The following is a 21009-nucleotide window of genomic DNA, read 5'->3' as shown; positions in this document are numbered from 1 at the left end:
CTTACCCCCGGTAACGCTGCTGGTTTTCAAGGAACCACTGATATGTACTGGCAAGCCCCGCTTGCAGAGATATCTCGTGATACCAGCCCAACTGATGCAGACGCGTAACGTCGAGCAATTTGCGCGGCGTGCCGTCCGGTTTGCTGGCGTCAAACACCACACGCCCCTTGTAGCCCACGACCTCCGCAATAGTCTGCGCCAGTTCACGGATGGTGCAGTCCACGCCGGTCCCCACGTTGATATGCGACAGCATCGGCTGGGTATATTCCTGCAACACTTCCTGAGCCAGCTCCATCACGTGGATACTGGCCGCCGCCATATCGTCGACATGCAGAAATTCACGCATTGGCGTCCCGCTGCCCCATACCACCACATCCGGCGCATTTTGCCCGCGAGCTTCATGAAAGCGGCGCAGCAGCGCCGGGATCACATGCGAATTACTCGGATGAAAGTTGTCATGCGGCCCATACAGATTGGTCGGCATCACCGAGCGATAATCACGGCCATACTGTCGGTTATACGATTCACACAGCTTGATACCGGCAATTTTGGCAATCGCATACGGCTCATTGGTCGGTTCAAGTGTCCCCTGCAACAGTTCACTCTCGGCGATTGGCTGGGTAGCTTGCTTGGGATAAATACAGGATGACCCGAGAAACAACAGTTTATTCACGTTATGCAGATGTGCAGCATGAATAATGTTGCTCTCAATCATCATGTTTTCATAAATAAAATCAGCAGGATAAGTATTGTTTGCCACAATCCCTCCTACTTTTGCCGCCGCCAGATAAACCTGGTCAATACGTTCAGCGGCAAAAAACGCCTGCACCGCACTGGCGTCCAGCAGATTAAGCTGGTCGCGGGTACGCAGCACCAGCTCCACATTATTTCGCTGCGACAATTGTCTGACGATGGCGGACCCCACCATCCCGCGATGGCCCGCCACAAAAATACGTTGTGTCTTCATCCTCAGTACTCCAGCGCGATGGCAACCTCGTAACCGTGCGACTTGAGCAGGGAATGTTTCTTCGCCGCAGCAAGATCGTTAGCAACCATTTCCGAGATCATCTGGCGCAGCGTGATTTCCGGTTTCCAGCCCAGTTTTTCATGTGCTTTGGCCGGATCGCCCAGCAGCGTTTCCACCTCAGCCGGACGGAAGTAGCGCGGGTCAACGGCAATCATGACATCGCCTGGCTTCACGCCCGGCGCATCATGTCCGGTCACGGAAACCACGATGCCTTTTTCATTCACGCCCTCACCTTCAAAGCGCAATTTAATCCCCAGTTGAGCTGCCGCCATTTCTACAAACTGGCGCACGGAATACTGCACGCCGGTGGCAATCACGAAATCTTCTGGCTTATCCTGCTGCAGCATCATCCACTGCATCCTGACGTAATCTTTGGCATGCCCCCAGTCGCGCAGTGAATCCATGTTGCCCAGGTGCAGGCAAGACTCCAGCCCCTGAGCGATGTTGGCGATCGCCCGGGTAATTTTGCGAGTGACAAAGGTTTCGCCGCGGCGCGGAGACTCGTGGTTAAACAGAATGCCGTTACAGGCATACATCCCGTAAGACTCACGGTAGTTGACGGTTATCCAGTAGGCATACAGCTTAGCAACGGCATACGGTGAACGCGGATAGAACGGCGTGCTCTCTTTCTGCGGAATTTCCTGAACCAGACCGTACAGCTCAGAGGTGGACGCCTGATAAAAACGGGTCTTTTTTTCCAGACCAAGGAAGCGGATCGCCTCCAGCAAGCGCAAGGTGCCGATCGCATCAACGTCTGCGGTGTATTCCGGTGAATCAAACGACACCGCAACGTGGCTCATGGCACCCAGGTTATAGACTTCATCCGGTTGGACTTCCTGTAAAATACGGGTCAGATTGGAGGAGTCCGTCAAATCGCCATAGTGCAGATGAAATTTGGGATTGCCTGAATGCGGATCCTGGTAGATGTGGTCCACACGTTCGGTGTTGAATGATGAAGCGCGACGCTTAATACCGTGTACTTCGTACCCTTTTTCCAGCAGGAGTTCTGCCAGGTAAGAACCATCCTGCCCGGTTACGCCAGTAATGAGAGCGACTTTTGACATGTTATAACCTCTTCAGTGATCCCCTCAGGGAGTAACTTTCTCGACGCGTTCGCGCGTGACTACTGCGGGATTTCCCCGACAAATGACATTTGCTGGCAGCGATTTAAATACGCTGCTTCGTGCTCCGACGACGGTGCCATCGCCAATCGTTACGCCAGGCGCGACAAAGACATCTGTCGCCAGCCAGCATTTATCGCCAACCACTATCGGTGTGGCGTTAATATCAAAATGTTGGCTGGCATAATCATGACTCCCGGTGCATAAATAACTTTTTTGCGAAATAACTGCGTGGGCCCCAATCGTAATATCACCTAACGTATATAAAACCGCGTCATCACCCACCCAGGCATAATCTCCCAGAGTTAGTTTCCACGGATAAGTAATTTTTACTGAAGGCCGAATGACTACGTTTTTTCCTATTTTTGCGCCAAATATCCGTAATAAAAATGCACGCCAGCGATACATGACCTGTGGAGACCAGCGAAATAATGTTGCTTGCACCGCCCACCATAATTGCACTTTAATAGCGCCGCCGCCGCGAAAACCGCCAGGCACTTTAAATCCGCTTAAGTTTTGCATATTGTGCTCTTACGTTTTTCCATATAAGGTTTTTGCTTTATCGGTTGTGCGCAGACGTAAATATTCTGACAAACCGGTCCAAAAACCAGGCATATGTAATATCTGGCGCTGTACTTTTTTGGCATCCCGGCACAATTCCAGATTATTCGTCGTTGACACTCCGCCCATAGAAAATTCCGACACCAACCCGCGCAGCTTTTTAAAAGCGTAACCGGATTTGTATAATTTGGCTGCCAACGCGTAATCTGACGATATTTTATATTGCAAATCATAATGCCAGACATTCAGTCCTGAGAGAGGAAAGAATATTGCCTGATGGCTGGCTGGCAGGCTGTGATAAATATACCAACCCGGTTTTGCCCGACGCTTAATTTTGTTGCCATTGCCGAAATCCAGCAACGCATCGCCAATGACCATAGTTTGGTCACTCTGCATTTTTAGCTGGCGGATAAAACAAGCCGCATTCTCATGCAGAATATCCCCGGAGTTGAGGAACAGTGCAAACCGCCCGCGCGCCATGGCGATGCCTTTGTTCATCGCATCATAGATACCGTTATCCGGCTCGCTGACAAACCGTAACCGGTGTTCTCCACTGAGTCCTTCAAGAAACGCCGACGTACCATCCGAGGAGCCGCCATCAACAACAATCCACTCAAAACTGATATCACCCGCTTGCGCCAGATGTGCCAGCGACGCGTGAGTTTTGACGATCCCTTCCAGATTGCGAAAGGCGACGGTAATGATACTGAGCAGCATGTGAGTTACCTCGCGATATTCAGCGCCTTGCGCAAAATAAACGGACACACAATTAAAAATGCGTATTCCGGACTAAATACTGAACCTGTAAAAAACAGTGACAATGGTGTAAAAAGATAAAGCTGCACCCGATAATTCTGATTATCGCCAAACGCATTGATCATCATTTTCATGACCTTCCCCATGTACCATAGGGCTAATATCACCGCAAACCATGAAAAATAAATAATCAGCAGATACAAGCCATTGTCTATTGTTTTACCGACATCTGCACCGTTAAAAATTCCGAATGACGCGACGTATTCATAAAGTGAGCCAAATCTCACTACGCCATCAACGTTCAGTAACGAATAACCGACCATCACTAATGGCCCTACGATACGATAATACGATGACGAACCCTCAGTTCCTAAATCACCAAGCCGCGTTGCGATGTACGGAAAAGCAAATATCACACCAACTAAAAACACGCTCAATGAGATTATCGCCAGAGGTAGCTTCTTTTTTATCGCATCCTTATTTAGGTACTGAAACGCCCATTCCAAGAGGTAAAACAAAATAAACGTCATTACTCCTGAAAACGACCCAGATAATATTATCCCTACCAGAATCATAGCATCGGACTTAGGTGTTTTGATACCAAACTGTTTGATACTGAGCCAAATTGAGATTAATGCCAGAGCGAAGAATGCCGGTTCGAAATAGAGCGCCGTGGTTCGTTTCCCACCAAACTTAATAAAGTTCAGAACATAGCTGTTACTGTAAATAAGATATTTCGAAATAACTTCCATTAAACTGCTGCCGCCGCTGAGAATTATCTGCGCCATTTCAGCTGCAGCTAACCCCACCACCAGTCCCACAACCAGCCAGAAAAAGCGCAAGATTTTAATGTAGTTATGCGATGAAATGGTTTTGAAGCGAATACTCCATACCATGCCAATAATCACCACGGTATAGATAAACAACATGGCGGACGTCACGTACTTGCTGGCATCCAGTGACTGACCGAACAGATAGTTAAATGCCGTCAGTCCGCCCCCTACGCCCAGCGCGATCATTAATTTTTTGATATTGATGCGCTCGATAAACAGCAACAGCAGAACGGGTAAAAAGGTGACAATAGTTATCGGGAAGCTCTCGCCAAGCTGGGCGAGTTTGACGTTTACCAGCAGATAAAGCAGCGGTAGCACCAGATAGCTACAGATTCTGATAGAACGAGACATATTCCTCCAGCATCTGTTGTCCACTGTATGCCAACCGGCTGCGCTGGCTAAATGCGGCAAGCGACGTGTCAAAAACCGCCTGCGCAATGTCTGATTTTTTCAGCTGCACCAGTTGCAACACTTCAGCTTCGCTGAACGTTTTTCCGCCTGATTTAGCCAGCACTTCCTGCGCGGCATCGCTGTGCGTGGCTATTACCGGTACGCCGATGGACAGCGCTTCGCACAGAATCAGCGGGTAGTTATCGACACGGGAGCTGAACACCAATCCATCCATCTGATTAAGCGCACTCATCAACGTGCGCTTATCGCTCTCAAAACCGTGATTGATGACGTTATCTCCCGCAAATGGCGAAAATTTGCCGAAGGTATGCAACTCAATTTTGTCTCCGAGCGCGGTAATCGCTCGCACCAGTTGCTGACTGGTTTTGCCGTCATAGCGCAGGTCATGAGCCACCACGGCAATTTTCGGCCGACCGCTCTCCTCAGGCATCGCGGGTAGTTCGGCAAGAATGGCTTCAGTTGCCACATCAATGCCATTATTGATAATGCGGCAACGTCCCGCGCCATAAAGGCTGTTGAACGCGTCGGCCACATGCTGACTGGGCGAGATAAACTGGCAACCCAGCGCCAGCATCGCACGAAACATCTGCCGCTTAACGGGCAACTGCTGATGGGCTTTATCGATTTTTACCGGCGGATAGTTGCTCAGCGTTGGGCATTGCAGACAGCCCGTTTTCCAGCCTTCGCAGCCATCGGTAAAGGCACAGCGCCCGGTCACACTCCAGTGATCGTGCAGCGTCCAGACGAAGGTGATATCCGGTTTATGCGCTTTCACTTTTTGGCAAAAGGAGACTACCTCTTCCAGGTTCAACCAGTAGCTGTGCAACACATGAAAATGCAGTACCAGCGGGCCGTTAGTGCGGGTAACCGTACGATATAGCTTGTCGAGATTGCCGAACATGTCGCGGTTCGCGAAACGAAACAGCGCAATGTTCGCCGCCGACGTCAGGCGCGGCGTATATTTGATAACCTGCGGGTATTTCGCATGGCTGGCGCTTTTTTTACCGCCTTTGCCATAGCCATAGACAAAACGCGACGACAGTCCTTTTTCCAGCGACCTCAGATGCAAATCTAACGCCACGCCTGCCGCCCCACCTTCTGCGAGTCGCACATTAAATTGTAATATCTTCATTTTATTACCTTCACCCGAGCCTTCTCGCCCACGACCAGCGCATTGTCCGGAACGCTATCCACCACGACGCTCCCGGCACCAATCGTCACGTTATCGCCAATAGCAACGTCGCCAAGCAGAGTGACATTGGCCCCCAGCTCAACGCTGTTACCGATTACCGGGCAGGACAAATCGTTGGTGCCAAGATTGCCGATGGTGACGCCGTGACGTAGGGTAAAATCATCCCCCACAACCACGTGTTTATTGATAACCACCCCATAGCCATGATGGATGGTGAAACGACGACCGATTGATGCAGCGGCCTGAATTTCATAGCCAAACAGGCATTCGGTGATAAGGCGGTACATCACCAGTACCGGTGCGGCCCACAGGTTGTTTAAGATGTTTTTTTTACGCCAGACGGAGCAAAAATGGGCAATCCGATAGGCCACCACCATGCAGCAGGGGCGCAGACTCCAGCCGTTCACGCGTAAATCTTCCAGCATAATTAGCGTCCTCGCAGTCCGTCGGCCAGACGCTTACTGTTGCGAACAGAAAGCAGCGTCAGCAGCGTGCGCCAGTTCATCCGTTTGTTGCGGATCTGATAGAGGGTAAACAACTGATACTTCTTGCTGGCCCGGTCAAATTTGCCTTTGTGCTTGCGGTAAAACTGAAAGTAGCCGGAGAATTTATTCGGCGATGAGGTAATGCGCATCTCACCGTGATTTACATGCAGGATCTGCGTCGCCTCTTTGACCTTCCACGGTTTGCCATACGCCACCACCATGCGCAGGAAGATGTCGTAATCCTGCGCCGCTTTCAGCGTGGTATCGAACAGACATGCTTTAAACCGCCATGCCCAGGTAAATACCTGGTTACCAATGATGTTGCGCTTATAAAACCTGCGGCGTGAATAAACGGACTTAGGATAGAGCGGCAGACTGGTCGGCTGCGAATACACTTCGCCCTCACAGACATAGTCATTGGCATACAGAAACGCCCGCGTGACCAAATGATGGCGATAGTTGAGAAATACACTCAGTCGGTTCGGCGTCCATTCATCATCATCATCAATCCCCGTAATGTATTGTCCGTTGGCCTGCATAATGGCCTGATTACGCACCGCGCAGGCCCCGGAGTTGGTGGAATTATGCGTATACGACACGCGCGGATCGTTGAGTTCCTCAACAAACTGCTGCAACTGCTCATATGAGGAAGAGCAATCATCCACAATGATCATCTCCCAGTGAGGATAGTCCTGGCGCAACACCGATTTAATCGCCCGAATGGCCAACTGCTGGCGGTTCCAGGTTGGCATGTAAATTGAAATTAGCGGGTTTTCTGTGGTCATTTTCGTTTCCAAAAAAAGTTGCCTGATGGCACTACGCTTATCAGGCCTACATTCGATATGCGTTGCTGTTAGTTATTTCGAATCCGACGTGTATTCGTATTCGTAGTAGCCGTAATCCTGATACCCGCTCGCGCGGCGGAAGATCGAGTTGAGGATCACCCCTTTCACCTGAATGCCATTTTGCTCGAAGCGGCCCAGGCTGGTTTCCACCTCTTTCAACGTGTTGACCGCATAACGCGCTACCATCAGCGTGGTTCCGACGTGGCGCCCTACGATAGCCGCATCGGTCACCGCCAGAATTGGTGGGGTGTCAATCAACACCAGGTCATAGTGCGAACTGGCCCAGGCAATCAGTTCGCCGAAGCGCTCGCTCATCAACAGTTCGGAAGGATTGGGAGGAATTTGACCGCGAGGGATCAGATCAAAATGCGGAATCGGTGTCGGTTTAGCGCTGGATGAAATATCCCCTTTGCCAATGAGGATCTCAGACAGGCCGTTAACATTATTGGTCCCCAGCAGTTCGTGGGTATAGCCTTTGCGCATGTCGCAGTCGATCAATAGCACGCGTTTGTTAGTCTGGCTAATAACTGCCGCCAGGTTAGCGCAGACAAACGTTTTCCCAATCGACGGACTGACGCCGGTCAGCATCAATACGTTGTTACGCGCCTGCATCATGGCAAAGTGCAGGCTGGTACGCAGGCTACGGACCGCTTCTATGGCGAGATCCGTTGGATTCCCCACGGCCAGCAGTTGGCTTTGCTTGTAGCGTTTCACACCTTTAATGGTCTGAACGTTATCACGCGCTTTTTGCCATTCAGACAGCGGAATACTGGCATACACGCTGATACCATGCTCTTCCAGCGCCTGGGGGCTTTCAATACCGCGATTAAACAGAGAACGCAGCAGTACGCCCACCACCGAAAGCATTAAACCGAGAATGATACTGCCGAGAATAATCAGCGCCGTTTTCGGCTTCAGCACGCCAGGCTGGGCAATCGCGGGATCGACAATGCGCACATCACCGACCGTACTGGCCTCGGTAATCTTCAGTTCCTGTTGCTTGTTCAGCAACTGCATATAGACCTGCTGACCGGACTCCACATCACGCGTCAGGCGAACAATTTCCTGCTGTGTTTTCGGCATCGCCGTTACACGCCCGTTCAGCTTACTTTTCTCATCTTCCAGCGCCTGGCGTTTTTCCAGCAGCGTGCGGTACGCCGGGTGCGCTTTGGTGAACAGCTTGGAAATCTCCGCTTCTTTAAAGGTCAGTTCATTCAGTTGCGCGTCGATATTCACCATCGAATCCAGCACCGCTTTGGCTTCCAGCGGCAAATCCACGGAGTCTTTATCCTGACGGAAGGCGTTCAGCTTGTTTTCAGCAACATCCAGGTGGTTACGCACTTCGGGCAACTGCTTGGCCAGAAACGCCAGACTTTTGGCGGCCTCTTCGGATTTACGTTCCACGTTTTGTTGCAGATAGTTACGGGTAATACTGTCGAGGATCTGGCGGATTTGCTCGCGGTCTTCACCGGTAAAAGTCAGGCTCAATACACCGGTATCTTTGCCTGTTTCCGTCACCATCAGGTTATTTTGCAGGGTGTTTATCATGCCCAGCGTGGAGAATTTACGGACGGTAAATTGGCTCTCCGGGCTGGCATGAATCGCCTCAACCAGCATCGTCACGCCATCGTGTTCCAACACCTTGCCGACTTGCCCCCGAACGCTAAAACCCCCGTCACTCACCAGTTGATAGCTTTTGTCATTCAGCACATTGAGCGTGAAGGTCTGTTCATTCATTGCCTTTGGCAGCGTGAAGGTAGTCACATTAACCGTTTCGTTCTGACGGCCCATCAGCCGGTCCCAGCCCGCGCCAAAAATAGGGAACGTATCTTTGGTAACGCCGATATCGAGGTTGAGATCGTCTACCGTTTTCCCTAATACCAGTCGTGACTGAATGAGCTGAATTTCCGCTTCCGAGGCCGGGGGTTTGTTCGACAACGCCGAGCCAATATCCTGCACCAGTGAATTCCCAGTATTTTGCTCAATTTGCACCAGCGCGTCCGCACTATAGATGGGGGTGGCGAACAGTGTGTAGACCGCGGCACACAATGCAAAAGCCGCGGTAATGCCAAGTACCCACCAGCGGGCTTCCACCACCGTTGCGACCAGACGACCAATATCGATTTCATCATTGCCCGTTACCGGCGCAGCAGACTGTTTTACTTTTTCTGTCATCGTTTTCCCTGCTCTGCGTTCAGTGCCTGAGCCCATTGGCGGGCAGACCGTTCAAGTAATGTGTACACCGCGTCAAACGCATCACGGCTTTTACGATATGGATCGGGAATTTCGCGCTCGCTGTCCCAGTGACCAAAAAGCATCACTTTGCCGCGCATCTCCGGCACCATTTCACACAGGGCAGAGATATGGCGCTTTTCCATGGCCAGGATCAGGTCATACTCCCGGCACATTCGTCCCGAGATCTGCCGGGCACAATGATTATCCAGTGACAGGTTGTGCGCCTGCGCAACGCTAATGGCGCACGGATCCGCGCCTTTCCCCACCAGCGCCCCAAGACCGGCAGAAGAGACCGTCAACGCCGGGTGAAATTGCCTTAACAAGCGCTCTGCCGTCGGGGAACGGCAAATGTTCCCCACACAGACAACTAAGATTTTGTTAAACATGACGATTACCAGTTGTGAAGGTCGCTGGCCGTGTCCGTCATATAGCGAACACCGCTAATAGTTGGCAGCAACTGATTGATCAAACGGTTCCAGCGAGCAACCGGCGCAGTAGTGACGTACACCACATCGTATGGCTGGAGTCGGAATGATGTTGCCATCACCAGCGACGTCGCATCGGACATATCAAGCTGATAGATATTGGCGATCTTGCCGTTGTTCCCGCCCTCGCCTTTCAATGGTCGAATAACGAAAATACCGCTGGCATTGGAGGTGGTCAGGTCAATACCTTCGGCATTGCCCAGCGCTTCGGTAAGCGTCATGCCACTGAAGTCCATTTTGAGGGTGCTCTGTTTTTTCACTTCCCCCATTACAAAGACTTTCAGATCGTCATTACGCGGGACAAACAGAATGTCGCCAGGATAGAGCAGTCGGTTCTGGCTCAGGTCGCCATTTTGCATCAGTGCTTGCAGTGAAATGCGTTGCTCCTGCCCTTTATGAGTCAGCACAACGTTGCGCCAGTCTGCCGCTTCGGTGAGACCGCCTGCGGCGTTAATGGCATCGAGAACGGTAAGTGGCACGTTGGTGATGGCCTGCTGACCAGATTTGTTCACCTGTCCGGAGACATAGGCCTTCTGCGAGCGGAAAGCGGCGATATTAACGTCCACCTGCGGGTCAGCAATGTACTTCGCTAAGCGCCCGGTAATATCACTACGAATCTCTGCCAACGTTTTCCCTACCACGCTGACTTTGCCGATGTAGGGGTAAAACATCGTGCCATCAGGTTGCACCCAGTTGCCGGTATCGCTTGAGCTACGGTACTGCCCGGCTGGTGTGGTGAGTTCAGGATGGTCCCAGACGGTCACATTCAGGACATCCCCCGGACCGACCCGGTACTGATACCCGGCAATCTCCTGGTCCAGCGACATATTAGGTTGTGCAACATTTGGTCGAGGACGTAATTGTTCTACCAGTCGTGGGGTGAGTGGATAAACATTCACCATGCGATCGATATCAAAATCAGCGTCCTGCTGTTTAATCACATCTTTGCCCATCGTAGACATATTGCTGCCCGGAAGCACGGTACAACCGTTTATCAAGATTACCGATACCAATACTGGTATCAATTTAAGTTTGGATTTCATCATTGATTATTTATCACTTTGGCAGAGTAATTATCACATGCAATCTAAATAGCGACTTCGCCTGTACGTATTTACCTTGCCGTTAATTGAAATGGAATTTAACTGGCATCAGTCCTAAAAAAAATGAATTCATCTGCGGTCTCTTGACAGAATAATTTAGGCTTGTTTCAGGCGACCAGACACGCTACCGCCCCTGGCTTCACTAGCTACCAATGCACTGATTAATTTAAATTTTTATCTTCTCCTTTATTTTCATCACATTTACAGCGGCAACGCATCGGGAATACGTGCCACTGGTTAATGAGGAAATATTTATCTTTTGATTATTACCGCAAGAATTGTTGCAGCTAAGCGAATATCAGGCAAGATAACAAACCACCGACACCAAGCTTTTAAGATTAATATTAAGCGTTGGATTTGTATATTTTTAGGATTTTATTGATATTGACAATATTGATATAAAAACATCCCACCTGCGATATTTCCTAAATATATCTAGATTAATAAAATAATTTCCTGTAGTGACATTAAGGCTATTATCCTGCATCTGTTCTGATATAACCGACAGAGAAATCCCCTCTCGCCATTGCATTTTTCGCCAGTTTTACCCATGATCGAATTGTGACAATTGTCATACAACTATGGGTATAGCATTTACTATGGAATGGATTGCCGATCCGTCAATCTGGGCCGGACTGGTCACGTTAATCGTGATCGAACTTGTTCTTGGCATTGATAATCTTGTTTTTATTGCCATCCTCGCGGAGAAACTACCTCCTGCCCAGCGGGATAAGGCGCGTATTACCGGGCTACTGCTGGCGATGGTTATGCGCCTGCTGCTGCTGGCATCAATATCCTGGCTGGTAACACTGACCACGCCGCTGTTCAGCATTCGCGATCTCAGCTTCAGTGCCCGCGATCTGATCATGCTGTTCGGCGGTTTCTTCCTGCTGTTTAAAGCCACTATGGAGCTCAACGAACGGCTGGAAGGAAAAGACAGCGACAATCCCACCCAGCGTAAAGGCGCTAAGTTCTGGGGTGTGGTCGCGCAGATCGTGGTGCTGGACGCCATATTCTCTCTCGATTCCGTCATTACCGCTGTTGGCATGGTCGATCACCTGGCCGTGATGATGGCTGCGGTGATTATTGCCATCAGCCTGATGGTGCTGGCGAGCAAGTCGCTGACACGCTTTGTCAACAGCCATCCAACTATCGTTATTCTGTGCCTGAGCTTCCTGCTGATGATTGGTTTCAGTCTGGTGGCCGAAGGATTTGGTTTCCATATCCCGAAAGGTTACCTGTACGCGGCCATCGGCTTCTCGGTGATGATCGAAGCATTGAACCAGTTGGCTATCTTTAACCGTCGTCGCTTCCTGTCAGCCAACCATACTCTGCGCCAGCGCACCGCCGAGGCGGTAATGCGGCTGCTGAGCGGGCAAAAAGAAGATGCCGAACTGGATGCCGAAACCGCGGCAATGCTGGCAGACCATCATGAAGGTCAGATTTTCGCGCCTCAGGAGCGGAGGATGATTGAACGTGTGCTGAACCTTAATCAGCGTACCGTCAGCAGTATCATGACCTCGCGTCACGATATTGAACACATCGACCTCAATGCTCCCGAAGCAGAAATCCGCGCCTTACTGGAAAAAAACCAGCATACGCGTCTGGTGGTCACTGGCGAAGACGGGCAGGAAGAACTGCTTGGCGTGGTGCATGTCATCGATTTGCTGCAACAGTCTCTGCGCGGCGAGCCGCTCGATCTGCGCGTCCTGATTCGCCAGCCGCTGGTGTTCCCGGAAACTCTGCCGCTACTTCCGGCGCTTGAGCAGTTCCGAAACGCCCGGACGCACTTCGCGTTTGTAGCCGATGAATTTGGTTCCGTCGAAGGGATTGTGACGCTGAGTGATGTGATGGAAACCATCGCCGGCAATCTGCCAAACGAGGTAGAGGAAATCGACGCCCGCCATGATATTCAGAAAAACGCCGATGGTTCATGGACCGCTAACGGGCATATGCCGCTGGAAGACCTTGTGCAGTACGTCCCTATCCCATTAGATGAAAAACGTGAGTATCACACCATTGCCGGGCTTTTAATGGAATATTTGCAGCGCATCCCAAAAACCGGGGAGGAAGTCCAGGTTGGCGACTATCGGCTAAAAACCCTGCAGGTGGAAAATCATCGCGTGCAAAAAGTCCAGCTGATACCGCTACACAGTGAAGAAGAGATGGATTACGAGGTGTAAGTCACGAGCCGGATGGGGCATTAGCCACCATCCGGCAATATGAATCAGAGCTTATCCAGCAACTTTTTAACATCTTTGCCGTTGCGGGAATCTTTATTGCGATCGGCCCAGTCATTCAGGCGACGTTTTGCTTCATCCTGCAGATGTTTACGCAAAAGCTGATCAACTTGCAGACTGTAGTTCAGTGACTGCCATTGACCATAGACTCTGAGAGGAACCGGGGTGGCCTTCAGGAAATTAATCAACTTACTTTCGCCATCCCAACCGCCCAGAACGCGAATGTTAAACAGCGTGTCGCAATTCTGCTTCACCAGATCTAACGTTCCTTTGCCGGTCAGTGCCAACATAGCGGACTCCCCTACCATGTTATCCAGCGTCACCTCACCGTTATCCAGCGTCATATCGGTTACAAAACGATCCAGACGGGTCACGTTCTCCATATTTTGCTGGGCTTTAGCATCTCCACCGCTACGCTCGACGGCCTGCTGTATCATCTGCTGGAAGTTCATCCCTTCCATTCGCGTATCGTTCATTTCGACATGGGCCTGCCCTTGCCAGCTGTGACGAAACGCCTGGGCGTCAATATCCGAGCCGGAAAAATCTCCCGTCAACGACAGCTTGCCGGTGAGTGCGATGGGGTAATCAAAGGCCTTCAGAATAGTGCCAATTTCAACACCTTCCAGGCGCGGATGAAAGACCGCTCGGGGTTCTCCCTTTCTGGCATCCAGCGTGCCGGGCAATGAGATCAGCCCGCCATCACTTTTTCCCTGCAACTGTGCAATGTTCAGTAAGCCGAACCGGTTGTCTATTTTTGCCGAGACATTCTCAAACGCCATTTTCCGCCACAGCACCTTGTCAGCCTGCAAAGCGATGTCTGCCGAAAAACCCTTGAGTCCCTGATACGAAACAGCATCAACCTGGGAAGCAATAACGGGGCGCGCCAGCGTTGACTGACTCTGACCTTGCTGAACTTCACCTTTTGCTGTCACCGCTGCGTCATGTTGTACGAGCAGGTTATCCAGATTGAGCTGACCAAATTTTAGGTCAACGGCCCATTCCGGTTTTTCCAACAAGGCCACATGCGCTTGCCCGGAGAAAGAAGAGTCATTAGCGGTCAAATTTATCTGGCTAAATGAAAGCTGTTTTTTCTCTTCCAGCCATTGCGCCTGAAGATGTCCCTGACCGTTGATCCCCTGCGGCGGCAGATCGGCCCCCTGCAGTTGCCAGCTTAACTGTTCAATATTCGCAGATAAGTTGTGCGGATAATCGGAGGCATCGACCGTACCGTTAAAGGATAACGCGAGATCGCGCTGATCGCGGTTCACACGCCCGGAGAAATCAAACGTGCCGCGGTGCTGGCTATCTTGTTCCATCTCCAGACGAATATCGCGAACGGTAACCTGTTCATCGTCTTCATGTTGGAACACCAGAACACTGTCGGCAACGCGCAGACGGGCGATATCAAACGACCATCCTTTGTCTTCCGCCAGATCGGGCAACATATTGTCTTTTGGGGCAACGGGTGCATCTTTGCCGCGTACCGCCTCAGTTTGCGGGGTCAATTGAATCACTGCGCCTTTGAGCATCACCTGCTTCACGCTGAGCTGGTGGCTCAACAGCGGCCACAATGCAACGTCGAGACGCATATTATCAGCACGAACCAGGGGTTCGCTGGCGCCTTCAGCCGTTAACATCACTCGCCCTGAGAGGATACTCAGTTGCGGCCATACGTGCCAACGCAGGGGGCCATCCAACTGCAGCTGATACCCGCTACGTACGGCAACCTGCTTGACCATATACGCGCGGAAATCATTCGGATTCACCAACAGTACTAACGCAGAAAAGCCGGCCACCAGCACGACCAGAAGAATCATCAGCGTCGTCAGAAATCGTCTCATGCTATCCCCAATGGACTGATAAACACTCAGTCTTTATCGATCCGGCTGGCAACGGCGCCCTGCTGGTCGCGATACTTCGCATCCTGACGACGGTTGTAGGGTCGCGCTGCCGGACCGGAAAGCGGTTCGAAACTTAACGCGCCAATCGGCATCCCCGGACGCAGAGCCAGCGGTAATTTTCCGGAGTTGTAAAACTCCAGTACGATACAGCCAGACCAGCCCGGATCGATACGGTGAGCGGTGACGTGTACCATCAGTCCCAGACGAGCCAGCGAAGAACGGCCATCTAACCAACCGACGAGATCGGAAGGCAGCGTCACGGATTCGAATGTTACCGCCAGTGCAAGTTCCCCCGGATGCAGGAAAAAGGCTTCGCCGTCCTTAAGGACGATTTCATCACTCATCACGCGATCCAGCGCGGCGCTGACTTCATCTTTCGGTCCGCTTAAATCGATATACGCCGCCGTATGACCGCGGAACGTACGGAATTTGTTGCCAAGGCGCACATCTACCGTGGCGCCATTGATTCGCTCGACAGGAGGGCGTGGATTGATCGACAGGCGACCTTCATCCAACCAGGCTTCAATATCTCGGTCACATAAACGCATGGCACTTTCTCCTTTCGTGCTTCAAACCCTTAATGCCAGGTGCGTTAAGGGTGAACCAGGTTATCACTGAACGGTACACAATTCGCTGAACTTATTCAAAGAACTGACTGATTTTAGCCTTCAGAATATCGATGGCGATGCGGTTTTTACCCCCGCGCGGCACAATGATGTCGGCGTATTGTTTTGAAGGCTCAATAAATTGCAGGAACATTGGGCGGACGGTTTTCTGGTATTGCGCCATCACCGAATCCATTGAACGACCACGTTCGTTCACATCCCGCTTGATACGGCGCATCAGGCAAATATCTAACGGCGTATCAACAAAAATAGAGAAGTTCATCTCGTCACGCAAACGCGCATCCGTCAGCAGCAAAATGCCTTCCAGGATGATGACTTTCTTGGGTTCGATATGAATAGTGTCTTGCGTACGCGTGTGCTCAACATAGCTATATACCGGCAGCTCAATGGCAGAGCCGCGTTTCAGCGTTTGCAGATGTTGAAACAGCAGGCTATGGTCCATCGCGTTCGGATGGTCGTAGTTGGTTTTTACACGTTCTTCCATCGACAGATGGCTTTGATCTTTGTAATAGCTGTCTTCGGGAATAACGCCAATATGTTCGTCACCGACTTGTTCACGCAATTCGCGATAAAGAGTACTGGCAATAAGGCTCTTGCCGGAAGCCGATGCGCCGGCAATGCCGATAATGACGCACTGATGGGACTGATCAGTCATAAATTTAGCGACCTGATTAACCTGGATGTAAGGAAGGGCGGCGCCGAAACGCCAAACGCGGCAATTATAGGGATTTCAGCGGCGCGATGCCACCCCAGGCTGCACCAATGCTGCCCCTGTCGCAAATTAAAATGGTCAGATTTAGAACAGCCGCTATATTTATTCACCTGCCTTAGGAATTAATAGCTTGGGAGTGTTAATTTATGAGCAGCTGGCGTATAAATTGTAAATTGTTTGTACTAGCATAATCCCAGATTAAATGTGATGCGTCTGGCATCTCTGCTGGGCGACAACGGCTATTTGGGTAGAGTGGTAATGAGTAAACAATCCCAACATGTTTTAGTTACCTTACCCCATCCTCTACTGCGCCTGGCCAGTTTAGGTCTGGTGGCTTTCATCTTTACGTTGTTTTCGCTGGAACTGTCACGTTACGGCGCACAGCTTGCACCGCTGTGGTTTCCAACCTCTATCATGATGGTGGCTTTTTACCGTCACGCTGGAAAGATGTGGCCTGGGATCGCGCTGGCTTGCTCATTCGGTAGCATCGGCGCCTCTTTACTCTTCTTCCCCGGACAGTCGCTTAATTTCGCCTATACGGTCATTAACATTATTGAGGCTGTTGTTGGCGCAATGTTATTGCGTAAACTGCTGCCCTGGTACAATCCCTTACAAAATCTTAACGACTGGGCGCGTCTGGCATTTGGCAGCGCGGTTGTTCCGCCACTGCTGGGCGGCGTATTGATGTGGATGTTGTTGCCGAAGGAAACTACGTTAAATACCTTTCTCATTTGGGTACTGTCAGAATCCATTGGCGCACTGGCGTTGGTGCCGTTAGGTTTGCTGTTTAAACCACATTACCTGCTGCGCCATCGCGACCCGCGATTATTGCTTGAGACCCTGATTACGCTTCTGGTGACCTTAACGTTCAGTTGGCTATCCATGATGTACATTCCATGGCCATTTACCTGCGTTATTGTCCTGCTGATGTGGAGCGCTGTCCGTCTGCCGCGTATGGAGGCGTTTTTAATATTTCTCAGCACCGTGATGATGGTTTCGCTGATGCTGGCCGCCGACCCTTCACTGCTTTACACCCCGAAACAGAACATGATGACGGACATCCCCTGGTTGCCGTTTTTGATGATCCTGTTGCCCGCCAACATGATGACCATGGTGATGTACGCGTTTCGAGCCGAACGCAAGAACATTTCAGAAAGCGAGTCGCGCTTTCGCAACGCCATGGAATATTCCGCGATTGGCATGGCACTGGTTGGCACCGAGGGGCAATGGCTACAGGCCAATAAAGCCTTGTGCCAGTTTCTGGGCTATAGCCAGGAGGAGCTACGTTCGCTGACCTTCCAGCAGTTAACCTGGCCGGAAGATCTGAACAACGACCTTGAACAACTCAACATGCTGGCACGCGGAGAGATTAATAGCTATTCCATGGAAAAACGCTATTACACCCGCGCGGGCGACGTCGTCTGGGCGTTGCTGGCCGTTTCGCTGGTGCGTCATAGCGACAACACTCCACTCTACTTTATCGCGCAGGTTGAGGACATTAACGACCTGAAGCATACCGAGTGGATTAACAAACGGTTGATGGAACGCATTACCCTCGCCAATGAAGCCGGGGGTATTGGGATTTGGGAATGGGAACTGCAGCCTGACGTGATCAGTTGGGATAAACGGATGTTCGATCTGTATGAAGTTCCTGCGCATATAAAGCCCAGCTGGCAAGTCTGGTATGAGTGCGTTGTACCCGAAGATCGCGAGTACGCCGAAAATGTGATTCGTGATTCGCTGGCCGCGCGGGTTCCGTTTAAGCTTGAGTTTCGTATCGCAGTAAAAGATGGCATACGCCATATCCGCTCGTTGGCCAACCGGGTGCTGAATAAAGACGGTGAAGTTGAACGCTTACTTGGTATCAATATGGATATGACCGAAGTGAAGCAGCTTAACGAAGCGCTGTATCAGGAAAAAGAGCGCCTGCACATTACGCTGGACTCAATCGGCGAAGCGGTAATTTGTATTGATGTCTATATGAACGTGACCTTTATGAATCCGGTCGCTGAGAAAATGAGCGGCTGGCAGCAGGACAGTGCCATCGGCATTCCGCTATTGACGGTACTACATATTACTTTTGGCGAGAACGGTCCGCTGATGGAAAATATCTACAGTGCTGACATGTCGCGTACGGCAATCGAGCAGGAAGTGGTCCTGCATTGTCGTAACGGCAACAGTTATGACATTCAGTACAGCATCACGCCCCTCAGCACCCTTGACGGCGGCAGCATTGGTTCGGTGTTGGTTATTCAGGACGTCACAGAGTCACGGAAGATGCTCCGCCAGCTTAGCTACAGTGCCTCACATGATGACCTGACGCAGTTGGCAAACCGGGTCAGCTTCGAAAACCATCTAAAACAATTGCTGCATTCAGTACACGACACGCGCCAGTGCCATGTACTGGTTTTTATCGATTTGGATCGTTTTAAAGCGGTGAACGACAGCGCGGGTCATGCCGCCGGCGATGCCCTGCTGCGTGAACTCTCTGCGCTTATGCTCAGCATGTTGCGATCCAGCGATATGCTGGCGCGCCTTGGCGGCGACGAGTTTGGTCTGTTGCTGCCGGATTGTAATATCGAAAGCGCCCGCTTTATCTCAGGACGCATCATCAGTGCTATTAACAATTACCAATTTATGTGGGAAGGCCGTTTGCACCGTATTGGCGCCAGTGCGGGAATTACGCTGATTGATGAGAAAAACCATGTCGCGACTGACGTTATGTCTCAGGCCGATATCGCCTGCTACGCGGCGAAAAACAGCGGCCGTGGGCGAGTCTGTGTCTATGAGCCTCAGCAAAGCCAGGCCCATGCCGCGCGTAGCCAACTGTCATTGGATGAACAAAGACACACTATTACACACAACCCTATGCTGATGATCGCCAGAGGTGTTGCTTCTCCGCGTATACCGGAGACTTTTAGCTTCTGGATTATCTCGCTTCGCTTAGGCACCGCTGAGGGTGAAGTCATTGAAGATCAAGCCTTCCATGCCGGGTTGGTCGATCCCACGTTGAGTCAAGCGCTCGATCGTCGGGTGTTCGGCGAGTTCTTCCAGAGTGCTGCCCCGGCTGTCGCCAACAAGGGCCTCAGTATTGCCCTGCCCCTTTCCGCCGCCGGCCTGCTCAACACAGAGCTGGTAGATGAGCTGCTGGAGCAATTGCAACGCAGCCCGCTACCGCCACGATTGCTGCATCTGACCGTTCCATCAAGCGTCATCAAAACAAACCCAACGCAGGCGGTATCCGCACTGCATCGACTGCGCCAGTACGGTTGTCGAATTGTGTTAAGTCAGGTTGGTCGCGACTTAGAGCTTTTTGACAACCTGAAATATCACATTGTCGATTACCTGTTGCTCGACAGCGAGCTAAGTGCCAGCGCTCCCGGCAACTTGATCGACGAAATGTGGGTGTCCATTATCCAGGGTCATGCTCAGCGCCTGGACATTAAAACCATCGCCGGTCCGGTGCAACTGCCGCTCATCATGGATACGCTTTCAGGCATCGGTATTGATATGATTTATGGCGATATTATTGCCGACGCCCAACCGCTGGATCTGCTACTGAATACCAGCAATTTCGCCATCAACTGACGGTTGCCAACCATCCGTATACCAGATATGCAACAGCGCATAGGAGCGCCAGGGTTTCCAGCGCTCTGCATACCGCCGGATCTGGGCTGGTGTCATGCCGGGAAAACGCTGCTTAATCAGATAATCATCCGGCAGAAAAACGTCCTTCGCCTGCCAGCCGCGCAGCGCAAAGTAGTTGGCGGTCCAGCGCCCTATCCCGGGAAATGTTTGTAGCTGCTTAACGCCTTGTTCGATATCGGCAGGGGCTGTTGTCGCGAGCGTTCCTTCAAGGGTTGCATGAGCAAGGTGAATCAACGCTTCAGCGCGTTTGAGCGGCATTCCTAACGTTTTCAGGTGCAGCGGATCGGCGTTGGCAAGCTCTTCTGGAGAGGGAAAACACACATACTCGGGCGCATCCTCCAGCGTATTGCCATAAGCGTGCGCTACTTTCGCTGTCAGTTTTGCGGCCATCGCCACGCTGACTAACTGCCCTAAAATCGCCCGTACCCCTTGCTCAAAAGCATCGACACATCCCGGCAGGCGCAATCCCGGACGCGCCGCGCCGAGGTTACCCAGCGCGCCGACAATTTGCTGCGGGCAACAGGAAAGATCGAACAAGCGCGTTATTTTTGCCAGGCACTCAGAGGCTACAGGCTGTAACCCTGAGCTCAACGTCACGTGTAGCACGTTGGCGTGCAGATCCGGGACAACGCTCACCAGACCACGATGCTCCCCTACGGACAGACTTCGGACATAACTCAGTTCTTCTACGGTTTCGACACCTTCAACCGCACGGGCGGCAAGAAATCCCAGCATCCAGGGCCAGTCATAAGGCGGTTGCCAGCTCAGCGTGAACATTCGGTTTTCCTTTTAAAGCAAACTTACAGCATAAACGGTATTCAATCAGTA

At 51.4% G+C, this 21009-nt stretch carries 17 protein-coding genes; 2 read left to right on the top strand and 15 right to left on the bottom strand.

The window, feature by feature from the left end; translation table 11 throughout:
• Nucleotide 1 precedes the first annotated feature (1 nt).
• The 11 genes from fcl to OGV98_RS06130 all read right to left on the bottom strand — a co-directional run bounded on the left by fcl (nt 2) and on the right by OGV98_RS06130 (nt 10997).
• Nucleotides 2–967: a GDP-L-fucose synthase gene (fcl, locus tag OGV98_RS06180; protein WP_003841801.1), complete on the bottom strand. Its 966-nt coding sequence runs from the start codon at nt 965–967 to the stop codon at nt 2–4.
• A gap of 2 nt (nt 968–969) precedes the next feature.
• Complete coding sequence (gene gmd / locus OGV98_RS06175; RefSeq protein ID WP_286551098.1) at nt 970–2091, bottom strand: GDP-mannose 4,6-dehydratase; 1122 nt, start codon at nt 2089–2091, stop codon at nt 970–972.
• 24 nt (nt 2092–2115) lie between these two features.
• On the bottom strand, nt 2116–2670 hold the full coding sequence (gene wcaF / locus OGV98_RS06170; protein ID WP_202581169.1) for a colanic acid biosynthesis acetyltransferase WcaF: 555 nt from the start codon (nt 2668–2670) through the stop codon (nt 2116–2118).
• A 9-nt stretch (nt 2671–2679) separates the two neighbouring features.
• A complete protein-coding gene (gene wcaE, locus OGV98_RS06165; protein ID WP_121571860.1) occupies nt 2680–3426 on the bottom strand; it encodes a colanic acid biosynthesis glycosyltransferase WcaE in 747 nt (248 codons plus the stop codon).
• A 5-nt stretch (nt 3427–3431) separates the two neighbouring features.
• On the bottom strand, nt 3432–4649 hold the full coding sequence (gene wcaD / locus OGV98_RS06160) for a colanic acid polymerase WcaD (protein WP_003841796.1): 1218 nt from the start codon (nt 4647–4649) through the stop codon (nt 3432–3434).
• Nucleotides 4624–5841 carry a colanic acid biosynthesis glycosyltransferase WcaC gene (wcaC, locus tag OGV98_RS06155; RefSeq protein ID WP_003841794.1) on the bottom strand — a complete coding sequence of 406 codons (1218 nt, stop codon included), beginning with the start codon at nt 5839–5841 and terminating at the stop codon, nt 4624–4626. The genes wcaD and wcaC overlap by 26 nt, the downstream gene beginning before the upstream one ends.
• Nucleotides 5838–6326, bottom strand: a complete 489-nt coding sequence (gene wcaB / locus OGV98_RS06150) for a colanic acid biosynthesis acetyltransferase WcaB (RefSeq protein ID WP_003844327.1) — start codon at nt 6324–6326, stop codon at nt 5838–5840. Before wcaB ends, wcaC begins: the two co-directional genes overlap by 4 nt.
• 2 nt (nt 6327–6328) lie before the next feature.
• Nucleotides 6329–7171, bottom strand: coding sequence for a colanic acid biosynthesis glycosyltransferase WcaA (wcaA, locus tag OGV98_RS06145; RefSeq protein WP_003036760.1), 843 nt, complete (start codon nt 7169–7171; stop codon nt 6329–6331).
• 72 nt (nt 7172–7243) lie between these two features.
• Nucleotides 7244–9406, bottom strand: coding sequence for a tyrosine-protein kinase Wzc (gene wzc / locus OGV98_RS06140; RefSeq protein ID WP_286551095.1), 2163 nt, complete (start codon nt 9404–9406; stop codon nt 7244–7246).
• Complete coding sequence (gene wzb / locus OGV98_RS06135; RefSeq protein ID WP_003036763.1) at nt 9403–9852, bottom strand: low molecular weight protein-tyrosine-phosphatase Wzb; 450 nt, start codon at nt 9850–9852, stop codon at nt 9403–9405. The genes wzc and wzb overlap by 4 nt, the downstream gene beginning before the upstream one ends.
• Nucleotides 9853–9857: 5 nt before the next feature.
• Nucleotides 9858–10997 (bottom strand): polysaccharide export protein, encoded by a 1140-nt coding sequence (locus OGV98_RS06130; RefSeq protein WP_003036765.1) that lies wholly within the window; start codon nt 10995–10997, stop codon nt 9858–9860.
• A 656-nt stretch (nt 10998–11653) separates the two neighbouring features.
• On the opposite strand from OGV98_RS06130, the gene OGV98_RS06125 reads away from it, so the two are divergent.
• Nucleotides 11654–13237 carry a TerC family protein gene (locus OGV98_RS06125; RefSeq protein ID WP_003841782.1) on the top strand — a complete coding sequence of 528 codons (1584 nt, stop codon included), beginning with the start codon at nt 11654–11656 and terminating at the stop codon, nt 13235–13237.
• 44 nt (nt 13238–13281) lie between these two features.
• Here OGV98_RS06125 and asmA read toward each other — a convergent pair whose 3' ends face one another.
• The 3 genes from asmA to udk form a co-directional block, all read right to left on the bottom strand.
• A complete protein-coding gene (gene asmA, locus OGV98_RS06120) occupies nt 13282–15135 on the bottom strand; it encodes an outer membrane assembly protein AsmA (RefSeq protein WP_130714521.1) in 1854 nt (617 codons plus the stop codon).
• Between the two features lie 26 nt (nt 15136–15161).
• On the bottom strand, nt 15162–15743 hold the full coding sequence (dcd, locus tag OGV98_RS06115; protein ID WP_003036774.1) for a dCTP deaminase: 582 nt from the start codon (nt 15741–15743) through the stop codon (nt 15162–15164).
• 91 nt (nt 15744–15834) lie between these two features.
• The gene (udk, locus tag OGV98_RS06110) at nt 15835–16476 is read right to left on the bottom strand and encodes a uridine kinase (RefSeq protein WP_003036776.1); all 642 of its coding nucleotides are present in this window, start codon (nt 16474–16476) and stop codon (nt 15835–15837) included.
• 315 nt (nt 16477–16791) lie between these two features.
• Between udk and OGV98_RS06105 the strand changes: the two genes are divergently transcribed.
• Nucleotides 16792–20121, top strand: a complete 3330-nt coding sequence (locus OGV98_RS06105) for a diguanylate cyclase (protein WP_088903406.1) — start codon at nt 16792–16794, stop codon at nt 20119–20121.
• Here OGV98_RS06105 and alkA read toward each other — a convergent pair.
• A complete protein-coding gene (alkA, locus tag OGV98_RS06100; protein ID WP_003841772.1) occupies nt 20089–20958 on the bottom strand; it encodes a DNA-3-methyladenine glycosylase 2 in 870 nt (289 codons plus the stop codon). The genes OGV98_RS06105 and alkA overlap by 33 nt on opposite strands.
• Between the last annotated feature and the right edge of the window lie 51 nt (nt 20959–21009).

It is taken from the genome of Citrobacter sp. Cf136 (genome assembly GCF_030333815.1).
In the GTDB taxonomy this organism is placed as follows: domain Bacteria; phylum Pseudomonadota; class Gammaproteobacteria; order Enterobacterales; family Enterobacteriaceae; genus Citrobacter; species Citrobacter freundii.
The sequence above is the reverse complement of the archived record's forward strand: the minus strand, read 5'-3'. Positions and strand labels throughout refer to the sequence as shown.

What these genes read in the sequence shown, in the direction of transcription:
- fcl (WP_003841801.1), bottom strand. Translation starts at nt 967, where the DNA reads ATGAAGACACAACGTATTTTTGTGGCGGGCCATCGCGGGATGGTGGGG.
- gmd (WP_286551098.1), bottom strand. Translation starts at nt 2,091, where the DNA reads ATGTCAAAAGTCGCTCTCATTACTGGCGTAACCGGGCAGGATGGTTCT.
- wcaF (WP_202581169.1), bottom strand. Translation starts at nt 2,670, where the DNA reads ATGCAAAACTTAAGCGGATTTAAAGTGCCTGGCGGTTTTCGCGGCGGC.
- wcaE (WP_121571860.1), bottom strand. Translation starts at nt 3,426, where the DNA reads ATGCTGCTCAGTATCATTACCGTCGCCTTTCGCAATCTGGAAGGGATC.
- wcaD (WP_003841796.1), bottom strand. Translation starts at nt 4,649, where the DNA reads ATGTCTCGTTCTATCAGAATCTGTAGCTATCTGGTGCTACCGCTGCTT.
- wcaC (WP_003841794.1), bottom strand. Translation starts at nt 5,841, where the DNA reads ATGAAGATATTACAATTTAATGTGCGACTCGCAGAAGGTGGGGCGGCA.
- wcaB (WP_003844327.1), bottom strand. Translation starts at nt 6,326, where the DNA reads ATGCTGGAAGATTTACGCGTGAACGGCTGGAGTCTGCGCCCCTGCTGC.
- wcaA (WP_003036760.1), bottom strand. Translation starts at nt 7,171, where the DNA reads ATGACCACAGAAAACCCGCTAATTTCAATTTACATGCCAACCTGGAAC.
- wzc (WP_286551095.1), bottom strand. Translation starts at nt 9,406, where the DNA reads ATGACAGAAAAAGTAAAACAGTCTGCTGCGCCGGTAACGGGCAATGAT.
- wzb (WP_003036763.1), bottom strand. Translation starts at nt 9,852, where the DNA reads ATGTTTAACAAAATCTTAGTTGTCTGTGTGGGGAACATTTGCCGTTCC.
- OGV98_RS06130 (WP_003036765.1), bottom strand. Translation starts at nt 10,997, where the DNA reads ATGATGAAATCCAAACTTAAATTGATACCAGTATTGGTATCGGTAATC.
- OGV98_RS06125 (WP_003841782.1), top strand. Translation starts at nt 11,654, where the DNA reads ATGGAATGGATTGCCGATCCGTCAATCTGGGCCGGACTGGTCACGTTA.
- asmA (WP_130714521.1), bottom strand. Translation starts at nt 15,135, where the DNA reads ATGAGACGATTTCTGACGACGCTGATGATTCTTCTGGTCGTGCTGGTG.
- dcd (WP_003036774.1), bottom strand. Translation starts at nt 15,743, where the DNA reads ATGCGTTTATGTGACCGAGATATTGAAGCCTGGTTGGATGAAGGTCGC.
- udk (WP_003036776.1), bottom strand. Translation starts at nt 16,476, where the DNA reads ATGACTGATCAGTCCCATCAGTGCGTCATTATCGGCATTGCCGGCGCA.
- OGV98_RS06105 (WP_088903406.1), top strand. Translation starts at nt 16,792, where the DNA reads ATGAGTAAACAATCCCAACATGTTTTAGTTACCTTACCCCATCCTCTA.
- alkA (WP_003841772.1), bottom strand. Translation starts at nt 20,958, where the DNA reads ATGTTCACGCTGAGCTGGCAACCGCCTTATGACTGGCCCTGGATGCTG.